Origin of the sequence: Pseudomonas ovata (assembly GCF_003131185.1) — a bacterium.
GTDB classification, from domain to species: domain Bacteria; phylum Pseudomonadota; class Gammaproteobacteria; order Pseudomonadales; family Pseudomonadaceae; genus Aquipseudomonas; species Aquipseudomonas ovata.
Window position 1 is genome coordinate 24,150 of the sequence record NZ_QFFU01000006.1, and the last position, 15,737, is coordinate 39,886.

The 15,737-nt window shown below is 62.4% G+C and carries 12 protein-coding genes, 1 pseudogene and 1 riboswitch; of the genes and pseudogenes, 5 read left to right on the forward strand and 8 right to left on the reverse strand.

Going from position 1 to position 15,737, the window contains the following annotated elements; genetic code table 11:
* Positions 1-58 precede the first annotated feature (58 nt).
* From DGA31_RS10285 to DGA31_RS10295, 3 genes are all read right to left on the reverse strand, one after another.
* Positions 59-643 carry a TMEM165/GDT1 family protein gene (locus tag DGA31_RS10285; RefSeq protein ID WP_056841676.1) on the reverse strand — a complete coding sequence of 195 codons (585 nt, stop codon included), beginning with the start codon at positions 641-643 and terminating at the stop codon, positions 59-61.
* 105 nt (positions 644-748) lie between these two features.
* A riboswitch (yybP-ykoY riboswitch) is annotated at positions 749-848 on the reverse strand.
* Between the two features lie 40 nt (positions 849-888).
* Positions 889-1,887 (reverse strand): class I SAM-dependent methyltransferase, encoded by a 999-nt coding sequence (locus DGA31_RS10290; protein WP_109512452.1) that lies wholly within the window; start codon positions 1,885-1,887, stop codon positions 889-891.
* A 492-nt stretch (positions 1,888-2,379) separates the two neighbouring features.
* Positions 2,380-3,345, reverse strand: coding sequence for a 2-hydroxyacid dehydrogenase (locus DGA31_RS10295; RefSeq protein WP_109512453.1), 966 nt, complete (start codon positions 3,343-3,345; stop codon positions 2,380-2,382).
* A 124-nt stretch (positions 3,346-3,469) separates the two neighbouring features.
* Between DGA31_RS10295 and DGA31_RS10300 the strand changes: the two genes are divergently transcribed.
* The 4 genes from DGA31_RS10300 to DGA31_RS10315 all read left to right on the forward strand — a co-directional run bounded on the left by DGA31_RS10300 (position 3,470) and on the right by DGA31_RS10315 (position 9,580).
* Positions 3,470-4,099 (forward strand): LysE family translocator, encoded by a 630-nt coding sequence (locus DGA31_RS10300; RefSeq protein ID WP_056841673.1) that lies wholly within the window; start codon positions 3,470-3,472, stop codon positions 4,097-4,099.
* A 138-nt stretch (positions 4,100-4,237) separates the two neighbouring features.
* A complete protein-coding gene (locus DGA31_RS10305; protein ID WP_056841672.1) occupies positions 4,238-5,920 on the forward strand; it encodes a fatty acid--CoA ligase in 1,683 nt (560 codons plus the stop codon).
* Between the two features lie 332 nt (positions 5,921-6,252).
* Positions 6,253-8,190 (forward strand): DUF1302 domain-containing protein, encoded by a 1,938-nt coding sequence (locus DGA31_RS10310; protein ID WP_056841671.1) that lies wholly within the window; start codon positions 6,253-6,255, stop codon positions 8,188-8,190.
* A gap of 25 nt (positions 8,191-8,215) precedes the next feature.
* Complete coding sequence (locus tag DGA31_RS10315) at positions 8,216-9,580, forward strand: DUF1329 domain-containing protein (protein ID WP_109512454.1); 1,365 nt, start codon at positions 8,216-8,218, stop codon at positions 9,578-9,580.
* A gap of 113 nt (positions 9,581-9,693) precedes the next feature.
* Here DGA31_RS10315 and DGA31_RS10320 read toward each other — a convergent pair whose 3' ends face one another.
* Both DGA31_RS10320 and DGA31_RS29570 read right to left on the reverse strand, forming a co-directional pair.
* Complete coding sequence (locus DGA31_RS10320; RefSeq protein WP_109512455.1) at positions 9,694-10,872, reverse strand: cyclic di-GMP phosphodiesterase; 1,179 nt, start codon at positions 10,870-10,872, stop codon at positions 9,694-9,696.
* A gap of 207 nt (positions 10,873-11,079) precedes the next feature.
* On the reverse strand, positions 11,080-11,343 hold the full coding sequence (locus DGA31_RS29570; RefSeq protein WP_152035013.1) for a hypothetical protein: 264 nt from the start codon (positions 11,341-11,343) through the stop codon (positions 11,080-11,082).
* 30 nt (positions 11,344-11,373) lie between these two features.
* Between DGA31_RS29570 and DGA31_RS10325 the strand changes: the two genes are divergently transcribed.
* Entirely contained in the window at positions 11,374-12,075 is a 702-nt protein-coding gene (locus tag DGA31_RS10325; RefSeq protein ID WP_109512456.1) for a YiaD family glycine zipper/OmpA-like lipoprotein, read from the forward strand.
* Positions 12,076-12,287: 212 nt separating this feature from the next.
* On the opposite strand, the gene DGA31_RS10330 is transcribed toward DGA31_RS10325, so the two are convergent.
* From DGA31_RS10330 to DGA31_RS10340, 3 genes and pseudogenes are all read right to left on the reverse strand, one after another.
* Complete coding sequence (locus tag DGA31_RS10330; protein ID WP_109512457.1) at positions 12,288-13,175, reverse strand: acyltransferase; 888 nt, start codon at positions 13,173-13,175, stop codon at positions 12,288-12,290.
* Between the two features lie 61 nt (positions 13,176-13,236).
* Positions 13,237-15,330 (reverse strand): phosphate acetyltransferase, encoded by a 2,094-nt coding sequence (gene pta, locus DGA31_RS10335; RefSeq protein ID WP_056841802.1) that lies wholly within the window; start codon positions 15,328-15,330, stop codon positions 13,237-13,239.
* Positions 15,331-15,431: 101 nt separating this feature from the next.
* Positions 15,432-15,727, reverse strand: a pseudogene (locus tag DGA31_RS10340) (DUF3565 domain-containing protein).
* Positions 15,728-15,737 lie beyond the last annotated feature (10 nt).

The window sequence follows — 15,737 nt, forward strand, 5'->3', positions numbered from 1 at the left end:
GCAAGCTCGCCAATGCAGTCTGTCAGGCACTGAAGTTTTTGCATGCGTCCTGCTTGCGCTACACCCAGCCGCTGACCTGCATGGCCTTGTACACCGCCACCAGCGCCAGCACGAAAAAGGCGCTGGCGGCCAGGCGGCGGATCAGGGTCAGCGGCAGTTTGTCGGCGGCGAAGTTGCCAGCCAGCACCACCGGTACGTTGGCGATCAGCATGCCGACCGTGGTGCCGATGATCACTAGCCACAGGTGACTGTACTGCGCGGCCAGCATGACCGTGGCGATCTGGGTCTTGTCGCCGATCTCGGCAATGAAAAACGTGATCAGCGTGGTCATGAACGGGCCGAACTTGCGGGCTGTGCTCGCCTCATCCTCATCCATCTTGTCGGGCACCAGCGTCCATAACGCAGTGGCGGTAAAGCTGGCAGCCAGCACCCAGTGCAGCACCACATCCGAAAAGAACTGGCTGAACCAGGCGCCCACGGCACCGGCGGCGGCATGGTTGGCCAGTGTGGCGGCCACGATACCGGCGATGATCGGCCAGGGCTTGCGAAAGCGGGCCGCCAGAATGAGCGCCAACAGTTGGGTCTTGTCGCCGATTTCGGCAAGCGCCACGACGGCGGTAGGGATAAGCAATGATTCCAGCATCAGGTTTCCTGGGGGCGGGTCGACACGGCTATGACACGTACAGCCTTCCCGCCCGGTAAGGTGTGCGTGTCATAGGTCTTGTCAAACCGCTGATCCGTCTGATGCGGATTCCGGGTCGCACGCACCATGGCCTGTTGGCCAAGTATGTTGATGCATGCCGCTCGAGCAGGGTGCTCGTGGGAGACTACTCCCCTAGGACGGGGCGGATTCTGCCTTCACCAAACGCTTTGGGCAAGCGCTTATTTTCAACTGCGCCGGGCCTTGTAGATCTTGAAGCCATTGCCTTGGGCCAGCACGTCACAGCTGCCGAACTGGCTTTCGATTACCGGTTGATAACGCAGGAAGTTGTTGGCCACCAGGCGCAGTTCGCCACCGGATCGCAGATGTTCGCGCGATTTTTTCAGCAGGTTTTCCGTGGCCTTGTAGTCGGTGTGCACCCCGACATGAAACGGCGGGTTGCTCAGGATCGTGCTCAGGCCCTTGGGGGCGGCATCGATGCCGTCGCCGGTGATCACCTGCGCCTGCAAGCCATTGGCGGCCAGTGTCAGCACCGAACTGGCGGTGGCGAACGCATCCACGTCGAGCATGACCACGTCGGTCTGCGGGTTGCGACGCTTGATCGCCGCGCCAAGCACACCGGCACCGCAGCCAAAATCCAGCAGCGAACCGCCCGGCAGTTTGTCCAGATGCTCCAGCAACAATGCCGTGCCGCGATCAAGCCGGCCGTGGCTGAAGACACCGGGCAGGCTGATCACGGTCAGCGGACCGTCAGCCAGGGCGATTTCATAGGTCTTGGCCAGGTCGTTCAGGGCGGTGGCCTGGGGGGCCTGCTCGACGCTCACCTGCCAGAGCTGGCAATGCCGGGCGCTGTCGAGCTTGCGTGGCCTGCCGAAAGGGTGCAACTGCTTGGCCGCCGCCTCGATTCCGCCGCGTTTTTCGCCGACCAGGAACAGCTCGCGCCCGGCCAGGCGCGAGGCCAGGGCATTGAGCAGGTAGTCGGTCAGGTCGCGGGCCTTGGGCAGAAACAGCACCACGGCCTCGAAGTCATCGGCCGGGTGCTCGACGCCAAAATGCGTGCGGCCTTCGAAACGCGCCTCCAGCGCAGCCGACTCGCCGGCATGCCAGGACCAGCCATGCGCATCGGGCAGCTTGCCCATCAGGTCATCGGCGGGCAGGCCGGCCAGCAGCACCTTGCCCTGAAACAGCTCGGCCTGCCGGAGTATCACTTCACTGCGCGGGTCCATGTCCTGGCTCCTGAAAAAAGGGCGCAGTCTAACAGGGGACGGGTGTGGGAGGGCGCTCTGCCCGCGACCGAGTGCGCAGCGCTCGCAAAATTGTCGAAACGCCACAAAATCATGACTGCGAACGCTTTCAGAATTGGCGAAACGCCGCAATTTTACGACTGCTACGCAGCCGGTCGCGGGCAGAGCGCGCTCCTACGGGCCCTGTGTCTGTTATGTGTCAGCGCGCCATTTCATTCAGGTCACCACTGTGCGGGTCCATGTTCTGGCTCCTGAAAAAAGGGCGCAGTCTAACGGGGACGGGTGTAGGAGCGCGCTCTGCCCGCGACCGAGTGCGCAGCGCTCGCAAAATTGTCGAAACGCCACAAAATCATGACTGCGAACGCTTTCAGAATTGGCGAAACGCCGCAATTTTACGACGGCTACGCAGCCGGTCGCGGGCAGAGCGCGCTCCTACGGCCCCTGTGTCTGTTATGTGTCAGCGCGCCATTTCATTCAGGTCACGACACGCTTGGGCGTACCGTCAGCGAACGCCCGGGCATTTTCGGCGATCTGGCCGACAATCCGTTGCCGGGCTTCGCGGGCACCCCAGGCGCTGTGCGGGGTGACGATCAGGCGCGGGATGTCGCCGGCCAGCAACGGGTTGCCGTTGACCGGGGGCTCGACACTGAGCACGTCGGTCGCCGCGCCGCCCAGGTGGCCATTGCGCAGGGCCTCGGCCAAAGCCTGTTCATCGATCAGCCCGCCGCGGGCGGTGTTGACCACCAGCGCATGGGGCTTGAGCAGGCCCAGTTCGCGGGCGCCGATCATGTGCCGGGTCTGTTCGTTGAGCGGGCAGTGCAGGGTCAGGGCATCGACCTGTGGCAGCAGCGCCTCCAGCGGCAGACGATCGGCGCGGGCCGGGCGGCCCGGAATCTGGCCGACCAATACGCGCATGCCGAACGCTTCGGCCAGCCGCGCCACCGCACCGCCCAGTTCGCCATGACCGAGCAGCCCCAGGGTCTTGCCCTCCAGCTCCATGATCGGAAAGTCGAGCAGGCAGAACTGCGCCGATTTCTGCCACAGCCCTTGCTGCACCGCACGCTGGTAATCGGGCAGGCGCGTGGCCAGTGCCAGCAGCAACAGCAGCGTGTGCTGGGCCACTGAGGCGGTGCCGTAGCCCTGGCAGTTGCACACCGTCACGCCATGCTCGCGGGCCGACACCAGGTCGACGTTATTGGTGCCGGTGGCCGCGACCAGCACCAGCTTGAGTTGCGGGCAGGCCGCGAAGGTCGCCGCATCGATCCGTACCTTGTTGGTGATCGCCACCTGTGCGCCCTGCAGACGCTCGCTGACCTGATCGGCCGGCGTGCCGGCATGCAGCACCAGCTCGGCAAAGCTGCCTTGCAGGGGGCTCAGGTCGAGGTCGCCCAGGTCCAGCGAGGTGTGATCAAGAAAAACTGCTCTGCCGACATTGCTCATCGCTGTACCTTTCAGGGGGAGAAGAGGGGTTGTATGTTTAGAGGCCTTTTTTCTATCACAGCCTGTGCGTGACGCAGACAGTTTTTGTCAGCTGGCGCCAGACTGCCTGCCCCCGGAGAACCTCATGTACTGGGCTGAATTTCTGACCGTCGCACTGATTCACCTGCTGGCCGTGGCCAGCCCCGGCCCTGACTTTGCCGTGGTGGTGCGCGAGAGCGTGACCCACGGGCGCAAGGCCGGCACCTGGGCGGCGCTGGGCGTGGGCTCGGCCATTTTCGTGCACGTTGGCTACTCGCTGCTGGGCATCGGCATCATCGTTTCCCAGTCCATCATGTTGTTCAATGCGCTGAAATGGGCCGCGGCCGCTTACCTGCTGTACATCGGCATCAAGGCCCTGCGCGCCAAACCGGCCAGTGCTTCGCCTGAGGCGATCAAGGGCCAGGCTGTCGAACGTTCGGCGCGCGGCGCCTACGTCAGCGGGTTCGTCACCAACGGCCTGAACCCCAAGGCGACGCTGTTCTTCCTGTCGCTGTTCACCGTGGTCATCGACCCGCACACCCCGCTGCTGGTGCAGGGTGGCTATGGCGTGTACCTGGCCATCGCCACGGCGCTGTGGTTCTGCCTGGTGGCGCGGCTGTTCAGCCAGACGCGTGTGCGCGAAGGTTTTGCCCGCATGGGCCATTGGTTTGATCGTGCCATGGGCGCGGTGCTGGTCGCCCTGGGCGTCAAACTGGCGTTTACCCAGGCCGGTTGAGTCACCGGCAGCCTGTACGGGCGTGCAAGGCGCCCGTGCACCGGTCGGCAAATCGTCCCTTTGACCGATGCAACTGGCGAGACGGCAGATCAACGTCCATATTGGTGCTTCGCCTGTGAACTCTGGAAAGGGACTCTTATGTTGCAGACTCGCGTTCTTGCGCCAGCCGAAGGCGCCTATCGGTATCCGCTGTTGATCAAAAGCCTGCTGGTTTCCGGCAGCCGCTATGAAAGAACCCGCGAGATCGTGTACCGCGATTCAGTCCGCTATGACTATCCCACCCTCAACCAGCGCGTACGCCGCCTGGCCAATGTCCTCACCGAAGCCGGGGTCAAGGCCGGCGATACCGTGGCGGTCATGGACTGGGACAGCCACCGCTACCTTGAGTGCATGTTTGCCATCCCGATGATCGGTGCGGTGGTGCACACCATCAACGTGCGCCTGTCGCCAGAGCAGATCGTCTACACCATGAACCACGCCGATGACCGCGTGGTGCTGGTCAACAGCGAGTTTGCGGCGTTGTACCAGGGCATCGCCCCGCACCTGAGCACGGTCGAAAAGACCCTGCTGTTGACCGACACCCCCGACCAGCCTGTCGAGCTGCCCGACCTGATCGGCGAGTACGAAGCGCTGCTGGCCGCCGCCAGCCCCGAATACGAATTCGCCGACTTCGACGAGCACTCGGTGGCCACCACCTTCTACACCACCGGCACCACCGGCAACCCCAAGGGCGTGTACTTCACCCATCGGCAACTGGTGCTGCACACCCTGGGCGTGGCCACCATCATGGGCAGCATCGACAGTGTGCGGCTGCTGGGCACCAATGATGTCTACATGCCCATCACGCCGATGTTCCATGTGCATGCCTGGGGTGTGCCCTATGCTGCGACCATGCTGGGCATCAAGCAGGTCTATCCGGGGCGCTACGACCCCGAGATGCTGGTGCGCCTCTGGGAAACGGAAAAGGTCACCTTTTCGCACTGCGTGCCGACCATCCTGCAGATGCTGCTCAATGCCAAGGGTGCCAGGGACAAGGATTTCGGTGGCTGGAAGATCATCATCGGCGGCAGCTCGCTCAATCGCAGCCTGTACCTGGCCGCCAAGGCCAAGGGCATCCAGTTGACCGCCGCCTATGGCATGTCGGAAACCGGCCCGCTGATTTCCGTTGCCCATATCAACGAAGAGCTGCTGGCCAGCTCCGAGGACGAGCGCATTCGCTACCGGATCAAGGCCGGGGTGCCGGGCATGCTGGTTGATGCCGCCATCGTCGACGAACAGGGCAACTTCCTGCCCGCCGACGGCCAGACCCAGGGCGAACTGGTGCTGCGTGCGCCGTGGCTGACCGAAAGCTATTTCCGCGAACCGGAAAAGGGCCGTGAACTGTGGGCTGGCGGCTGGCTGCACACCGGTGATGTGGCGACCCTGGACGGTTATGGTTTCATCGATATTCGCGACCGTATCAAGGACGTGATCAAGACCGGCGGCGAGTGGCTGTCCTCGCTGGCGCTCGAAGACCTGTGCAGTCGTCATGCGGCGGTGCGCGAAGTGGCGGTGGTGGGCATTCCCGATGCGCAATGGGGCGAGCGCCCCTTTGCCCTGGTGGTGGCGCACGAAGGTCAGCATTTCGATGCCGCCACGCTCAAGGAACATCTGACGCCGTTCGTCGAGCAGGGGCACCTCAACAAGTGGGCGATCCCGCAACAGATTGCCGTGGTGCCCGAGATTCCCAAGACCAGTGTCGGCAAGCTCGACAAGAAGCGCATGCGTGTGGATATTGCCGAATGGCAAAGCAGTAATAGCGTTTTGCTGTCTACACTCTGACTTGCCTTTCTGCCGCGTTTGTTAAGCGCGTCAGGGTTTCTGTCGGACAGGTCCTGCGCCCGGCTTGCCAAATCGCCAGATTCAGCCATTCTCCCTCGAAGCCTGTCGCGCTTTCGAGCGGGAATGGGCGAGCCAGAGCATCTGTTTGTTTATTCAAGAGGAATCAGACGTTAAAGATTGCTGACTTGAGTCGGCACCAGGACCTGGCACTACGTGTTCATCAGGCGTGCGGTGGAGCCCGCGCAGTCGCCCGGTGAAGACGGCCAACCGGTTTTGTCTGGAACACCGGCGTCCTGAGTGCCATAACAATAAAAGCACACGGAGTAGCGACGATGACCACAGCAACCCCCTTCTGGCGGCGGGCACGCTTGCCCCTGGCTGTCAGCCTTGCCTCGACCCTTGCCGGCCCTGCCTTTGCCGTCAGTTTCAACATCGGTGAAATCGAAGGCAGTTTCGACTCTTCGCTCTCCATCGGCGCGAGCTGGTCGACGGCCAACCCTGACAAGAACCTGATCGGCGCCAACAATGGCGGTCGCGGCCTGTCGCAGACCTCCGATGACGGTCGCCTGAATTTCAAGCGCGGCGAGACCTTCTCCAAGGTGTTCAAGGGCATTCATGACCTTGAGCTCAAGTACGGCGACACCGGGGTCTTCCTGCGCGGCAAGTACTGGTATGACTTTGAACTGAAGGATGAGGGGCGTGAGTTCAAGGACATCAGCGACTCCAACCGCAAGGAAGGCGCCAAGTCGTCCGGCGCGCAATTGCTCGATGCCTTTGTCTATCACCGCTACACAGTCGGCGACGAGCCAGGCACCGTGCGCTTCGGCAAGCAGGTGGTCAGTTGGGGTGAAAGCACGTTCATCGGCGGCGGCATCAACAGCGTCAACCCTATTGATGTCTCGGCCTTTCGCCGGCCCGGCTCGGAGATCAAGGAAGGCCTGATCCCGGTCAACATGTTCTACCTGTCGCAAGGCCTGACCCAGGACCTGTCCGTCGAAGGCTTCTATCAGCTCGAGTGGGACCAGACGGTGGTCGACAACTGCGGCACGTTCTTCTCGCAACCGGACGTGATCGCCGATGGTTGCAACAGCAACCTGGCGGTGCTGCGCAGCCAGAGCGGCCTGAACTCGGCCCTGACCGCTGCCGGCCTGCCTGCGGCGGCCCGTGGCGCGGCGTTCAACGCACTGGCCCAGCAGGGCGCCACGTTCGGATCCCCGGATGAAGGCGTGATCGTGCGCCGCGGGCCGGATCGCGACGCCCGCGACAGTGGCCAGTTCGGCTTTGCGATGCGCTATAACTTTGCCCCGCTGGACACCGAGTTCGGTGCCTACATGATGAATTATCACAGCCGCCTGCCGATCTTCAGTGGTCGTGGCGGCCCGGCCAGTGCCTACAGCGCCTCTTCGCTGGTCGGCTCGCTGGTGCGCAACGGACTGCCGGCCGGCACCGCTGCGGCCCTGGCCCCGACTCTGTTGCCCGTGGTGGTGGCAGGCAACTCCAGCTACTACGTCGAATACCCTGAAGACATCCGCCTGTACGGCCTGAGCTTCTCCACCACCTTGCCTACCGGCACGGCCTGGAGCGGGGAAATCAGCTACCGGCCCAATGCCCCGGTGCAGCTCAACACCACCGACATCCTGTACTCGGGCCTGTCGCCGCTCAACCCCAGCGTCTCGGTGCTCAACGGCCGGCCCGACACCGACCAGCCCGGTTACCGGCGCAAGGAAGTCACCCAGCTGCAGACCACCTTCACGCACTTTTTCGACCAGGTCATGGGCGCCGAGCGCATGACAGTAGTGGGCGAGGTGGGCTGGACCCATGTCGGCGGGCTGGAAAGCAACGCCGAGCTGCGCTATGGCCGCGACCCGGTCTACGGCCCGGGACCTTTGCCAAACGGCCAGTGCGCAGCGCTCAATGCCGGCTCGCTGACCGGCACGGCGCAGAACAACCTGAGCCGTTACTGCGAAAACGACGGCTTCACCACCAGCAACTCCTGGGGCTATCGCGCCCGGGCGATCTGGGATTACAACAACGTACTGGCCGGGGTCAACCTGCGGCCCAGCGTGGCCTGGTCGCATGACGTCAAGGGTTACTCGCCAGGTCCTGGCGCCAACTTCGAAGAAGGCCGCAAGGCGGTCAGCCTGGGACTCGATGCCGAGTACCAGAACACCTATACCGCCAGCCTGTTCTACACCAACTTCTTCGACGGCAAGTACACCACGGTCGATGACCGTGACTTCGTGGCGCTCAGCTTCGGCGTGAACTTCTAACGCATCGGTTCTCAGGACGACGAATATGAAAAAGACCAAAGGCCTGTTGCAGGCCGGTGTATTGGGGTTGTCGCTGCTGGCAACCGGCGTGATGGCGGCGGTGTCGGAATCGGAGGCCGCGAAACTTGGCACCTCGCTGACGCCCATGGGCGCCGAGAAAGCCGGCAATGCCGACAACAGCATCCCGGCCTGGAGCCCGATGCCGAAGACTGCCGGCGCCGTGGATGCCAAGGGTTTCCTGGCCAACCCCTATGCCAGTGAAAAGCCGCTGTTTGTCATCACCGCCAGCAACGTCGAGCAATACAAGAACAAGCTGGCACCGGGGCAGTACGCCATGTTTAAGCGTTACCCGGACAGCTACCGGATTCCGGTCTACACCAGCCATCGTGGGGCGACGGTGCCAGACAACGTGCTGGCCGCCATCAAGCGCAATGCCACCCAGACCAGACTGACCGATGGGGGCAATGGCCTGGAAAACTTCGAGACGGCCATTCCGTTTCCGATACCCACCAGTGGCGTGGAAGTGGTCTGGAACCACATCACCCGTTATCGCGGCGGCACCGTCAGGCGCCTGATTACCCAGGCCACGCCACAGCCCAACGGCTCTTACCAGATCGTGAAGTTCAACGACGAGTTTGTATTCCGTGACCGGATGAAGGACTACGATCCGAAGAACCCGGGCAATATCCTGTTCTACTTCAAGCAGCAAGTGACCGCGCCAGCACGCCTGGCCGGCAGCGCGCTGCTGGTTCACGAGACCCTCAACCAGGTCAAGGAACCACGCTCTGCCTGGGTCTACAACACCGGCCAGCGTCGCGTGCGCAAGGCGCCGGAAGTGGCCTATGACGGACCGGGCACGGCCTCCGACGGTACCCGTACTTCCGATAACCTCGACATGTACAACGGCGCGCCGGACCGCTATGACCTCAAGCTCATCGGCAAGCAGGAAATGTACATCCCCGCCAACAGCCACAAGCTTGACGACACCTCGATCAAATACGCCGATGTCGTCAAGGCCGGGCATATCAACCCCGACCTGACTCGCTATGAACTGCGCCGCGTCTGGCATGTGACCGCCACGCTCAAGTCCGGGCAGCGGCATATCTACGCCAGGCGTGACTTCTTCATCGACGAAGACACCTGGCAGGCAGCGGTCATCGACCACTACGATGGCCGCAACCAGCTATGGCGCGTGGCCGAGGCGCATGCGGTCAACTACTACGACAAGCAAGTGCCGTGGTACGTGATCGAAACGCTCTACGACCTGCAGTCGGGGCGCTACATGGCCCTGGGGATGAAAAACGAAGAAGCACGGGCCTATGAGTTCGGCTTTGAAGCCAACACCAGCGAATTTACTGCCAATGCCTTGCGCCAGGGTGGGGTGCGCTGATCCTGTAGAGGGCAGGGCTGCGTGCTTGGCGCAGCCCTGCCGCTGTCGGACTGTTCATCGAGTGCTGCGTGCGGTCACCGGTTACCGACGAGGAGCGGGTCGAATAGAGACCCTCAATGCGTCGTAGCCCCTGTCCATGCCTCATTGACATTATCCAGGCCCCAGTCGCCGGGACATTCAATCCTGACGATGCTGTCGGCTTCCCGGCATTTACCCAGTTGAATGACCCGCGGTTCGATGGGCTTGCGAGTGCGCACTGACATGAGCACCTTGACCTTGGGCATCAGCAGCGACTGTTCGCCCTGCTCCATGACCACCGCCAGGCGCTCGCTTTCCAGGCGCACCAGCGCGCCCACCGGATAAATGCCCACGGTCTTGACGAAGTGCTGGAAGATCCGCTCATCGAAGTGGCCTTTCCAGGACGCCATTTCGCGGATGGCCTGCGCCGCTTCCCAGGCTTTCTTGTAGGGCCGGTCGCTGGTCACGGCATCGTAGACATCGCAGACTGCGCTCATGCGTGCCATCAGGCTGATCTGCTCGCCTGCCAGGCCATGCGGATAGCCCGAGCCGTCGAACTTCTCATGGTGATGCAGGCACACATCCAGCACGGCCGTGATCACTTGATGGTTCTGTTGAAGAATCTTCAGCCCGGCTTCGGGATGAGCCTTGATGGCCATGAACTCCTCGTCGGTCAGGCGCCCGGGTTTGTTGAGGATCTCGGGGTCCATCAGCATCTTGCCGACATCGTGCATGAGCCCGGCGACGCCCGCGTCACGCACCTGCTCTTCATTCAGGTCCATGCTTCTGGCCAGGGCCACCATCAGCGCGCAGACCGCGACTGAATGCATGTAGGTGTATTCGTCGGAGTTTTTCAGGCGTGACAGGCTGATCAGCGCATGCGGGTGGCGCAGGATCGAATTGGAAATCTCCTCGACCATCAGCCCGACATTGGCCATGTCCATGGCCCGGCCCATCTTCGCTTCGCCGAACATGGTCATCACGGCCTGCTTGGCACGCCCGCAAATCAGCCGTGCACGGTGCAGCTCCTGTTCCAGGCTGGTGGGCGCGGTGTCCTGGTCCGGGGCGCTGACAGCACTGCCGGGCGCCTTGCCCTGGCAGGTGTCGATCCAGACTTCACGGGTGTCGGAGCGCTGGATGCGCTCCAGGACCTGAGGGTCATGCAAGACGGATTCGACATGGGCAATCCAGAAGGGATCATCCCCCCTGGGGCGACAGAATTTGTGAATGTGCATGCCGAGGGCAAGCTCGCCAACCGTTATTTTTCTTAGCATGGTCGGTCACCGCTTTATTGTTCGAACGGTGCGCTGGCAATCCCTGCCAGACCAGTAGTGAGTGAGGCGGGGAAAACGCAGTCGGTGAGCGGGAGGGCAGTGTTGGGCATGGTGTCGACCTCTGGCGCGGCATCAGGGAAACGCTGATGTGGTAAGGCCAGTATAGGGCGCACGCTTATCATCGTGCATGACATTAAAAAAGCGTCATTAACCTGTTGTGCGGGCTTTTTTCAGGCAAATCAGGTTGTTGGGGTTTTGCACTTTTTTGACGCCGGAAATGGATTTAAAAAATATTTCATTACGGCGGTTCAAGGCTCGTTTTAAGGTGGCCGCCAAGCCGCAACGCTTATTTGCCTGGGTGTGTCCTGTCCATAAAACCGGGCGCATGAACAGGCACTTCTTCTGCAGGGCGTGACAGGGCAGCGCTGGGGCAAGGAATTTTTGCCGCCATCGACGCTCTATAATGGCCATGAGCGTTCATTGAAATCAGGAGTTCCTCCCATGTTGACCTCGCCCCGTCTGATTATTGCGGCCACCGCCGTTGCTTTGCTGGCCGGCTGCGCCTCGCCCAACCCGTATGACAATCAGGGCCAGGGAGGCTATGGCAATAACGAGCAACAAGGCATGAGCCGTACCGCCAAATACGGAGGCCTGGGGGCGCTGGCCGGTGCCGTGGCCGGTGCCGCCATCGACCATAACAACCGGGGCAAGGGCGCGCTGATCGGCGCTGCCGTGGTGGGGGCTGCTTCAGCCGGCTATGGCTACTACGCTGACCGCCAGGAAGCTGAACTGCGCGCCAAGATGGCCAATACCGGTGTCGAGGTGCAGCGTCAGGGCGATCAGATCAAGCTGATCATGCCGGGCAACATCACCTTCGCCACCGACTCGGCCGCCATCTCCAGCAGCTTCTACACGCCGCTGAACAACCTGGCCGGTTCCCTGCGCCAGTTCAACCAGAACAACATCGAGATCATCGGCTACACCGACAGCACCGGCAGCCGCCAGCACAACATGGACCTGTCGCAGCAACGTGCGCAGAGCGTGGCCACTTACCTGACCTCGCAGGGCGTCGACCAGAGCCACCTGTCCGTGCGTGGCGCAGGCCCCGACCAGCCCATTGCCAGCAACGCCGACGCCAATGGCCGTGCGCAAAACCGTCGGGTAGAGGTCAACCTCAAGCCGATTCCGGGTCAGCAGTACTGAGTTGGTCGCTCTCATCAAGTCCAAGATAAGTTACTGATTTACCGAATATTAAATTCACCACTTGTAGGAGCGCGCTTGCCCGCGACCGGCTGCGTTAGCAGTCGTAAAATTGTGGCGTTTCATCTATTTCTGCGAGCGCTACGCACTCGGTCGCGGTGGTCCGGCATTCCGGCAAGCGCGCTCCTACCCTGCCTCGTGTTTGCTGCGCGTTCCTACGTCTTCAACTGGTCCAGCAGCCGGTCTTTCTCTTCCCACCGGGTATTGATCCACTGCTGGAATTCCCGGCGGTATGCCTCGTCCTGGTCGTAGTTCTTGCCGATGAACTGCACCGGGATACGGATTTGCTCGATGTGCGCCACGACTTCGTTCAGTTCGCCGCTCAGCAGGGTCCAGAAGCCTGGACGCCCTTGCGGGTAGTGCAGCGTGACGTTGACAATCGACTCCAGTTGCTCGCCCATCGCATCGAGCACGAATGCAATGCCGCCGGCCTTGGGCTTGAGCAAATGGCGAAAGGGCGACTGCTGCTCGGCATGCTTGGCCGGTGTGAAGCGCGTGCCTTCGGCAAAGTTGAAAATGCTCACCGGGTTGTCACGAAAGCGCGCACAGGTACGCCGCGTGGTTTCCAGGTCCTTGCCGCGCTTTTCCGGGTGTTTGGCCAGGTAGGCCTTGGAGTAGCGCTTCATGAACGGAAAACCCAGTGCCCACCAGGCCAGGCCGATCACTGGTACCCAGATCAGCTCCTGCTTGAGAAAGAACTTCAGCGGGCGGATTTTGCGGTTGAGCAGGTATTGCAGGACGATGATGTCGACCCAGCTCTGGTGGTTGCTGGTCACCAGGTACGAATGCTGATAGTCCAGTTTTTCCAGGCCGCTGACCTGCCAGCGGGTGCGGCCCAGCAAACGGATCCAGAGGCCGTTGTTGCTGATCCAGGTTTCCTGGATGTGGCTCATCAGCCAGTCGCTCAGGCGCCTGGCAGCGGGGAAGGGCAGGCACAACTTGAACAGGGTGACCACAAACAGCGGAATACAGCAGGCCACTGTGTTGAGCGCCAACAGCAGCGAAGCGATAACGCCGCGCAAGGGAGCAGGCAAAAAAGCCATGACGGTGAATGACTCCAGATAATGGAAAGTGCCGGGCCTTGGCCCGGCAGCGACAAGGGTATCAGGACAGTGTGTCGGCCTGAATCGCAGTCAGCGCAATGGTGTGCACGATGTCGTCGACCTGTGCGCCGCGTGGCAGGTCGTTTACCGGCTTGCGCAGGCCCTGCAGCATGGGCCCCAGGGTGACGCAGTCGGCACTGCGTTGCACCGCCTTGTAAGTGGTGTTGCCGGTGTTCAGGTCGGGGAACACGAACACCGTCGCGCGACCGGCCACCTGGCTGTCGGGAGCCAGTTGCCGGGCGTCATTCTCGTTGGCGGCTGCATCGTACTGCAGCGGCCCGTCGATCAGCAGGCCACGGCGTGCCTCGCGTGCCAGCTGGGTGGCTTCGCGCACCTTTTCCACTTCTTCATCGCTGTGGTCGGCATGGCTGCTGGAGTAGCTGATCATGGCCACCCGGGGGGCGATGCCGAAGGCCTGCGCGGAGTCGGCGCTCTGCAGGGCGATTTCCGCCAATGCCTGCGCGTCGGGGTGCGGGTTCATGATGCAATCGCCGTAGATCAGCACCTGCTCGGGGAACAGCATGAAAAACACCGATGACACCAGTTGGCAACCGGGTGCGGTCTTGATCAGTTGCAGGGCCGGGCGAATGGTATTGGCCGTGGAGTGCACCAGGCCCGAGACCAGGCCATCGACTTCATCAAGCGCCAGCATCATGGTGCCGATCACCACCGGGTCTTCCAGTTGCTGCTCGGCCATCGGCGCATTGAGGCTCTTGCTCTTGCGCAACTCGACCATGGGCGCGACATAGCGTTCGCGCACCAGATCGGGGTCGATGATCTCCAGGCCCGGTGGCAGGACAATGTCCTGTGCCTTGGCCACCGCATGAACCTCTTCGGGCCGGGCCAGCAAGACACAGCGGGCAATGCCGCGTGCCTGGCAGATGGCGGCGGCCTGGATGATCAGCGGTTCGCTGCCTTCGGGCAGCACAATGCGCTTGTTGGCAGCCTGGGCGCGCTGGATCAGTTGATAGCGGAAGACCGCGGGTGAAAGGCGCAGCTCGCGGGGCGTGCCGCAGCGCTGGTGCAGCCAGTCGGCATCCAGGTGCCCGGCCACGAAGTCGGTGATGATCTGCGCCCGCTCGCGGTCGTCGACCGGAATTTCCTTGTTGAGTTGATTGAGACGGTTGGCGGTGTCGTAGGTGCCGGTGGTGACCGCCATGACCGGCAGGCCGGCCTGCAGGGCGCCCTTGCACAGCTCCATGATGCGCGGGTCCGGTACGATTTCGCTGGTCAGCAGCAGGCCGGCCAGGGGCACGCCGTTCATGCTCGCCAGGCTCACGGCCAGGATGATGTCGTCGCGGTCACCCGGCGTCACCACCAGCACCCCGGGCTTGAGCAGGTGCACGGTGTTCACCACGGTGCGCGCACAGATGATGATCTTCGACATGCGCCGTTGTTCGTAATCGCCGGCGTTGAGTACCTCGGCCCCCAGCAGCTCGGCCACATCGCGGGTGCGCGGGGCGTTGAGGTCGGCCTGGTAGGGAATGCAGCCCAGCAGGCGGAAGTCGCCGCTGCGCAGCAAGGGCGAATGCTCTTTGAGGCGCGCGGCGAAGTTCTGCATGCTTTCATCGGTGCGCACCTTGTTGAGGATCACCCCCAGCACCTTGGGGTCCTTGGGACCGCCAAACATTTGTGCCTGCAGCTCGACGCGTCCTGACAGCTCGGTCAGCACTTCGTTTTCCGGCGCCGACACCAGGATGACCTCGGCATCCAGGCTTTTGGCCAGGTGCAGATTGACCCGTGCCGCGTAGCTGGCGCTGCGCGTGGGCACCATGCCTTCGACGATCAGCACGTCCTTGCCCACCGCCGCTTCCTGGTAGAGGCTGATGATTTCTTCGAGCAACTCGTCAAGCTGGCCGTCGCCCAGCATGCGTTCGACATGGGCCAGGGCCAGTGGTTTGGGCGGCTTGAGTCCGTGGGTGCGGGCGATCAGCTCGGTCGAGCGCTCAGGACCGGTATCGCCCGGATGGGGCTGGGCGATGGGCTTGAAAAAACCGACCTTGAGGCCTGCGTGTTCCAGGGTGCGGACCAGGCCAAGGCTGATGGAGGTCAGGCCCACACCAAAATCTGTGGGCGCAATGAAAAAAGTCTGCATGCGGGCTTCCGAAATGAGCAGTGCAAGGGTCGGCATGGTGCGGCTACAGCGCCTGGCCACCGGCTGACCGTTGAAAACAGGGCGCTGTCTGTGGCAACGCCTCAACTGCGCTCAAGACTATCGCTATCGATGCCCTTTGCGCACCATCCGCAATCAAAGGGCTGGCCAATTTTTTTCAGGCGCAGCTCTGGGTCCAGCACCCAGGCGCGCGATTGCCAGGGCGGCTGGTGGCGCAGGTGCTGGGTATGGCCACAGGCCAGGACGGCGACCCAGTGGCCGTCCTCATCCTGGCGCCAGCCGATCAGGGTTGTCGCATGCACAGGGGCCACCGGTCGGTGTTGCGTTCGCTTTCGGGCGATGGCTTGGTTAGACTTGCCCATTCATTCATATCAAGCAAAGGTTTTGCC

Coding starts and splice junctions, on each gene's coding strand:
- DGA31_RS10285 (WP_056841676.1), bottom strand. CDS start 643: ATGCTGGAATCATTGCTTATCCCTACCGCCGTCGTGGCGCTTGCCGAA.
- DGA31_RS10290 (WP_109512452.1), bottom strand. CDS start 1,887: ATGGACCCGCGCAGTGAAGTGATACTCCGGCAGGCCGAGCTGTTTCAG.
- DGA31_RS10295 (WP_109512453.1), bottom strand. CDS start 3,345: ATGAGCAATGTCGGCAGAGCAGTTTTTCTTGATCACACCTCGCTGGAC.
- DGA31_RS10300 (WP_056841673.1), top strand. CDS start 3,470: ATGTACTGGGCTGAATTTCTGACCGTCGCACTGATTCACCTGCTGGCC.
- DGA31_RS10305 (WP_056841672.1), top strand. CDS start 4,238: ATGTTGCAGACTCGCGTTCTTGCGCCAGCCGAAGGCGCCTATCGGTAT.
- DGA31_RS10310 (WP_056841671.1), top strand. CDS start 6,253: ATGACCACAGCAACCCCCTTCTGGCGGCGGGCACGCTTGCCCCTGGCT.
- DGA31_RS10315 (WP_109512454.1), top strand. CDS start 8,216: ATGAAAAAGACCAAAGGCCTGTTGCAGGCCGGTGTATTGGGGTTGTCG.
- DGA31_RS10320 (WP_109512455.1), bottom strand. CDS start 10,872: ATGCTAAGAAAAATAACGGTTGGCGAGCTTGCCCTCGGCATGCACATT.
- DGA31_RS29570 (WP_152035013.1), bottom strand. CDS start 11,343: ATGGCCATTATAGAGCGTCGATGGCGGCAAAAATTCCTTGCCCCAGCG.
- DGA31_RS10325 (WP_109512456.1), top strand. CDS start 11,374: ATGTTGACCTCGCCCCGTCTGATTATTGCGGCCACCGCCGTTGCTTTG.
- DGA31_RS10330 (WP_109512457.1), bottom strand. CDS start 13,175: ATGGCTTTTTTGCCTGCTCCCTTGCGCGGCGTTATCGCTTCGCTGCTG.
- pta (WP_056841802.1), bottom strand. CDS start 15,330: ATGCAGACTTTTTTCATTGCGCCCACAGATTTTGGTGTGGGCCTGACC.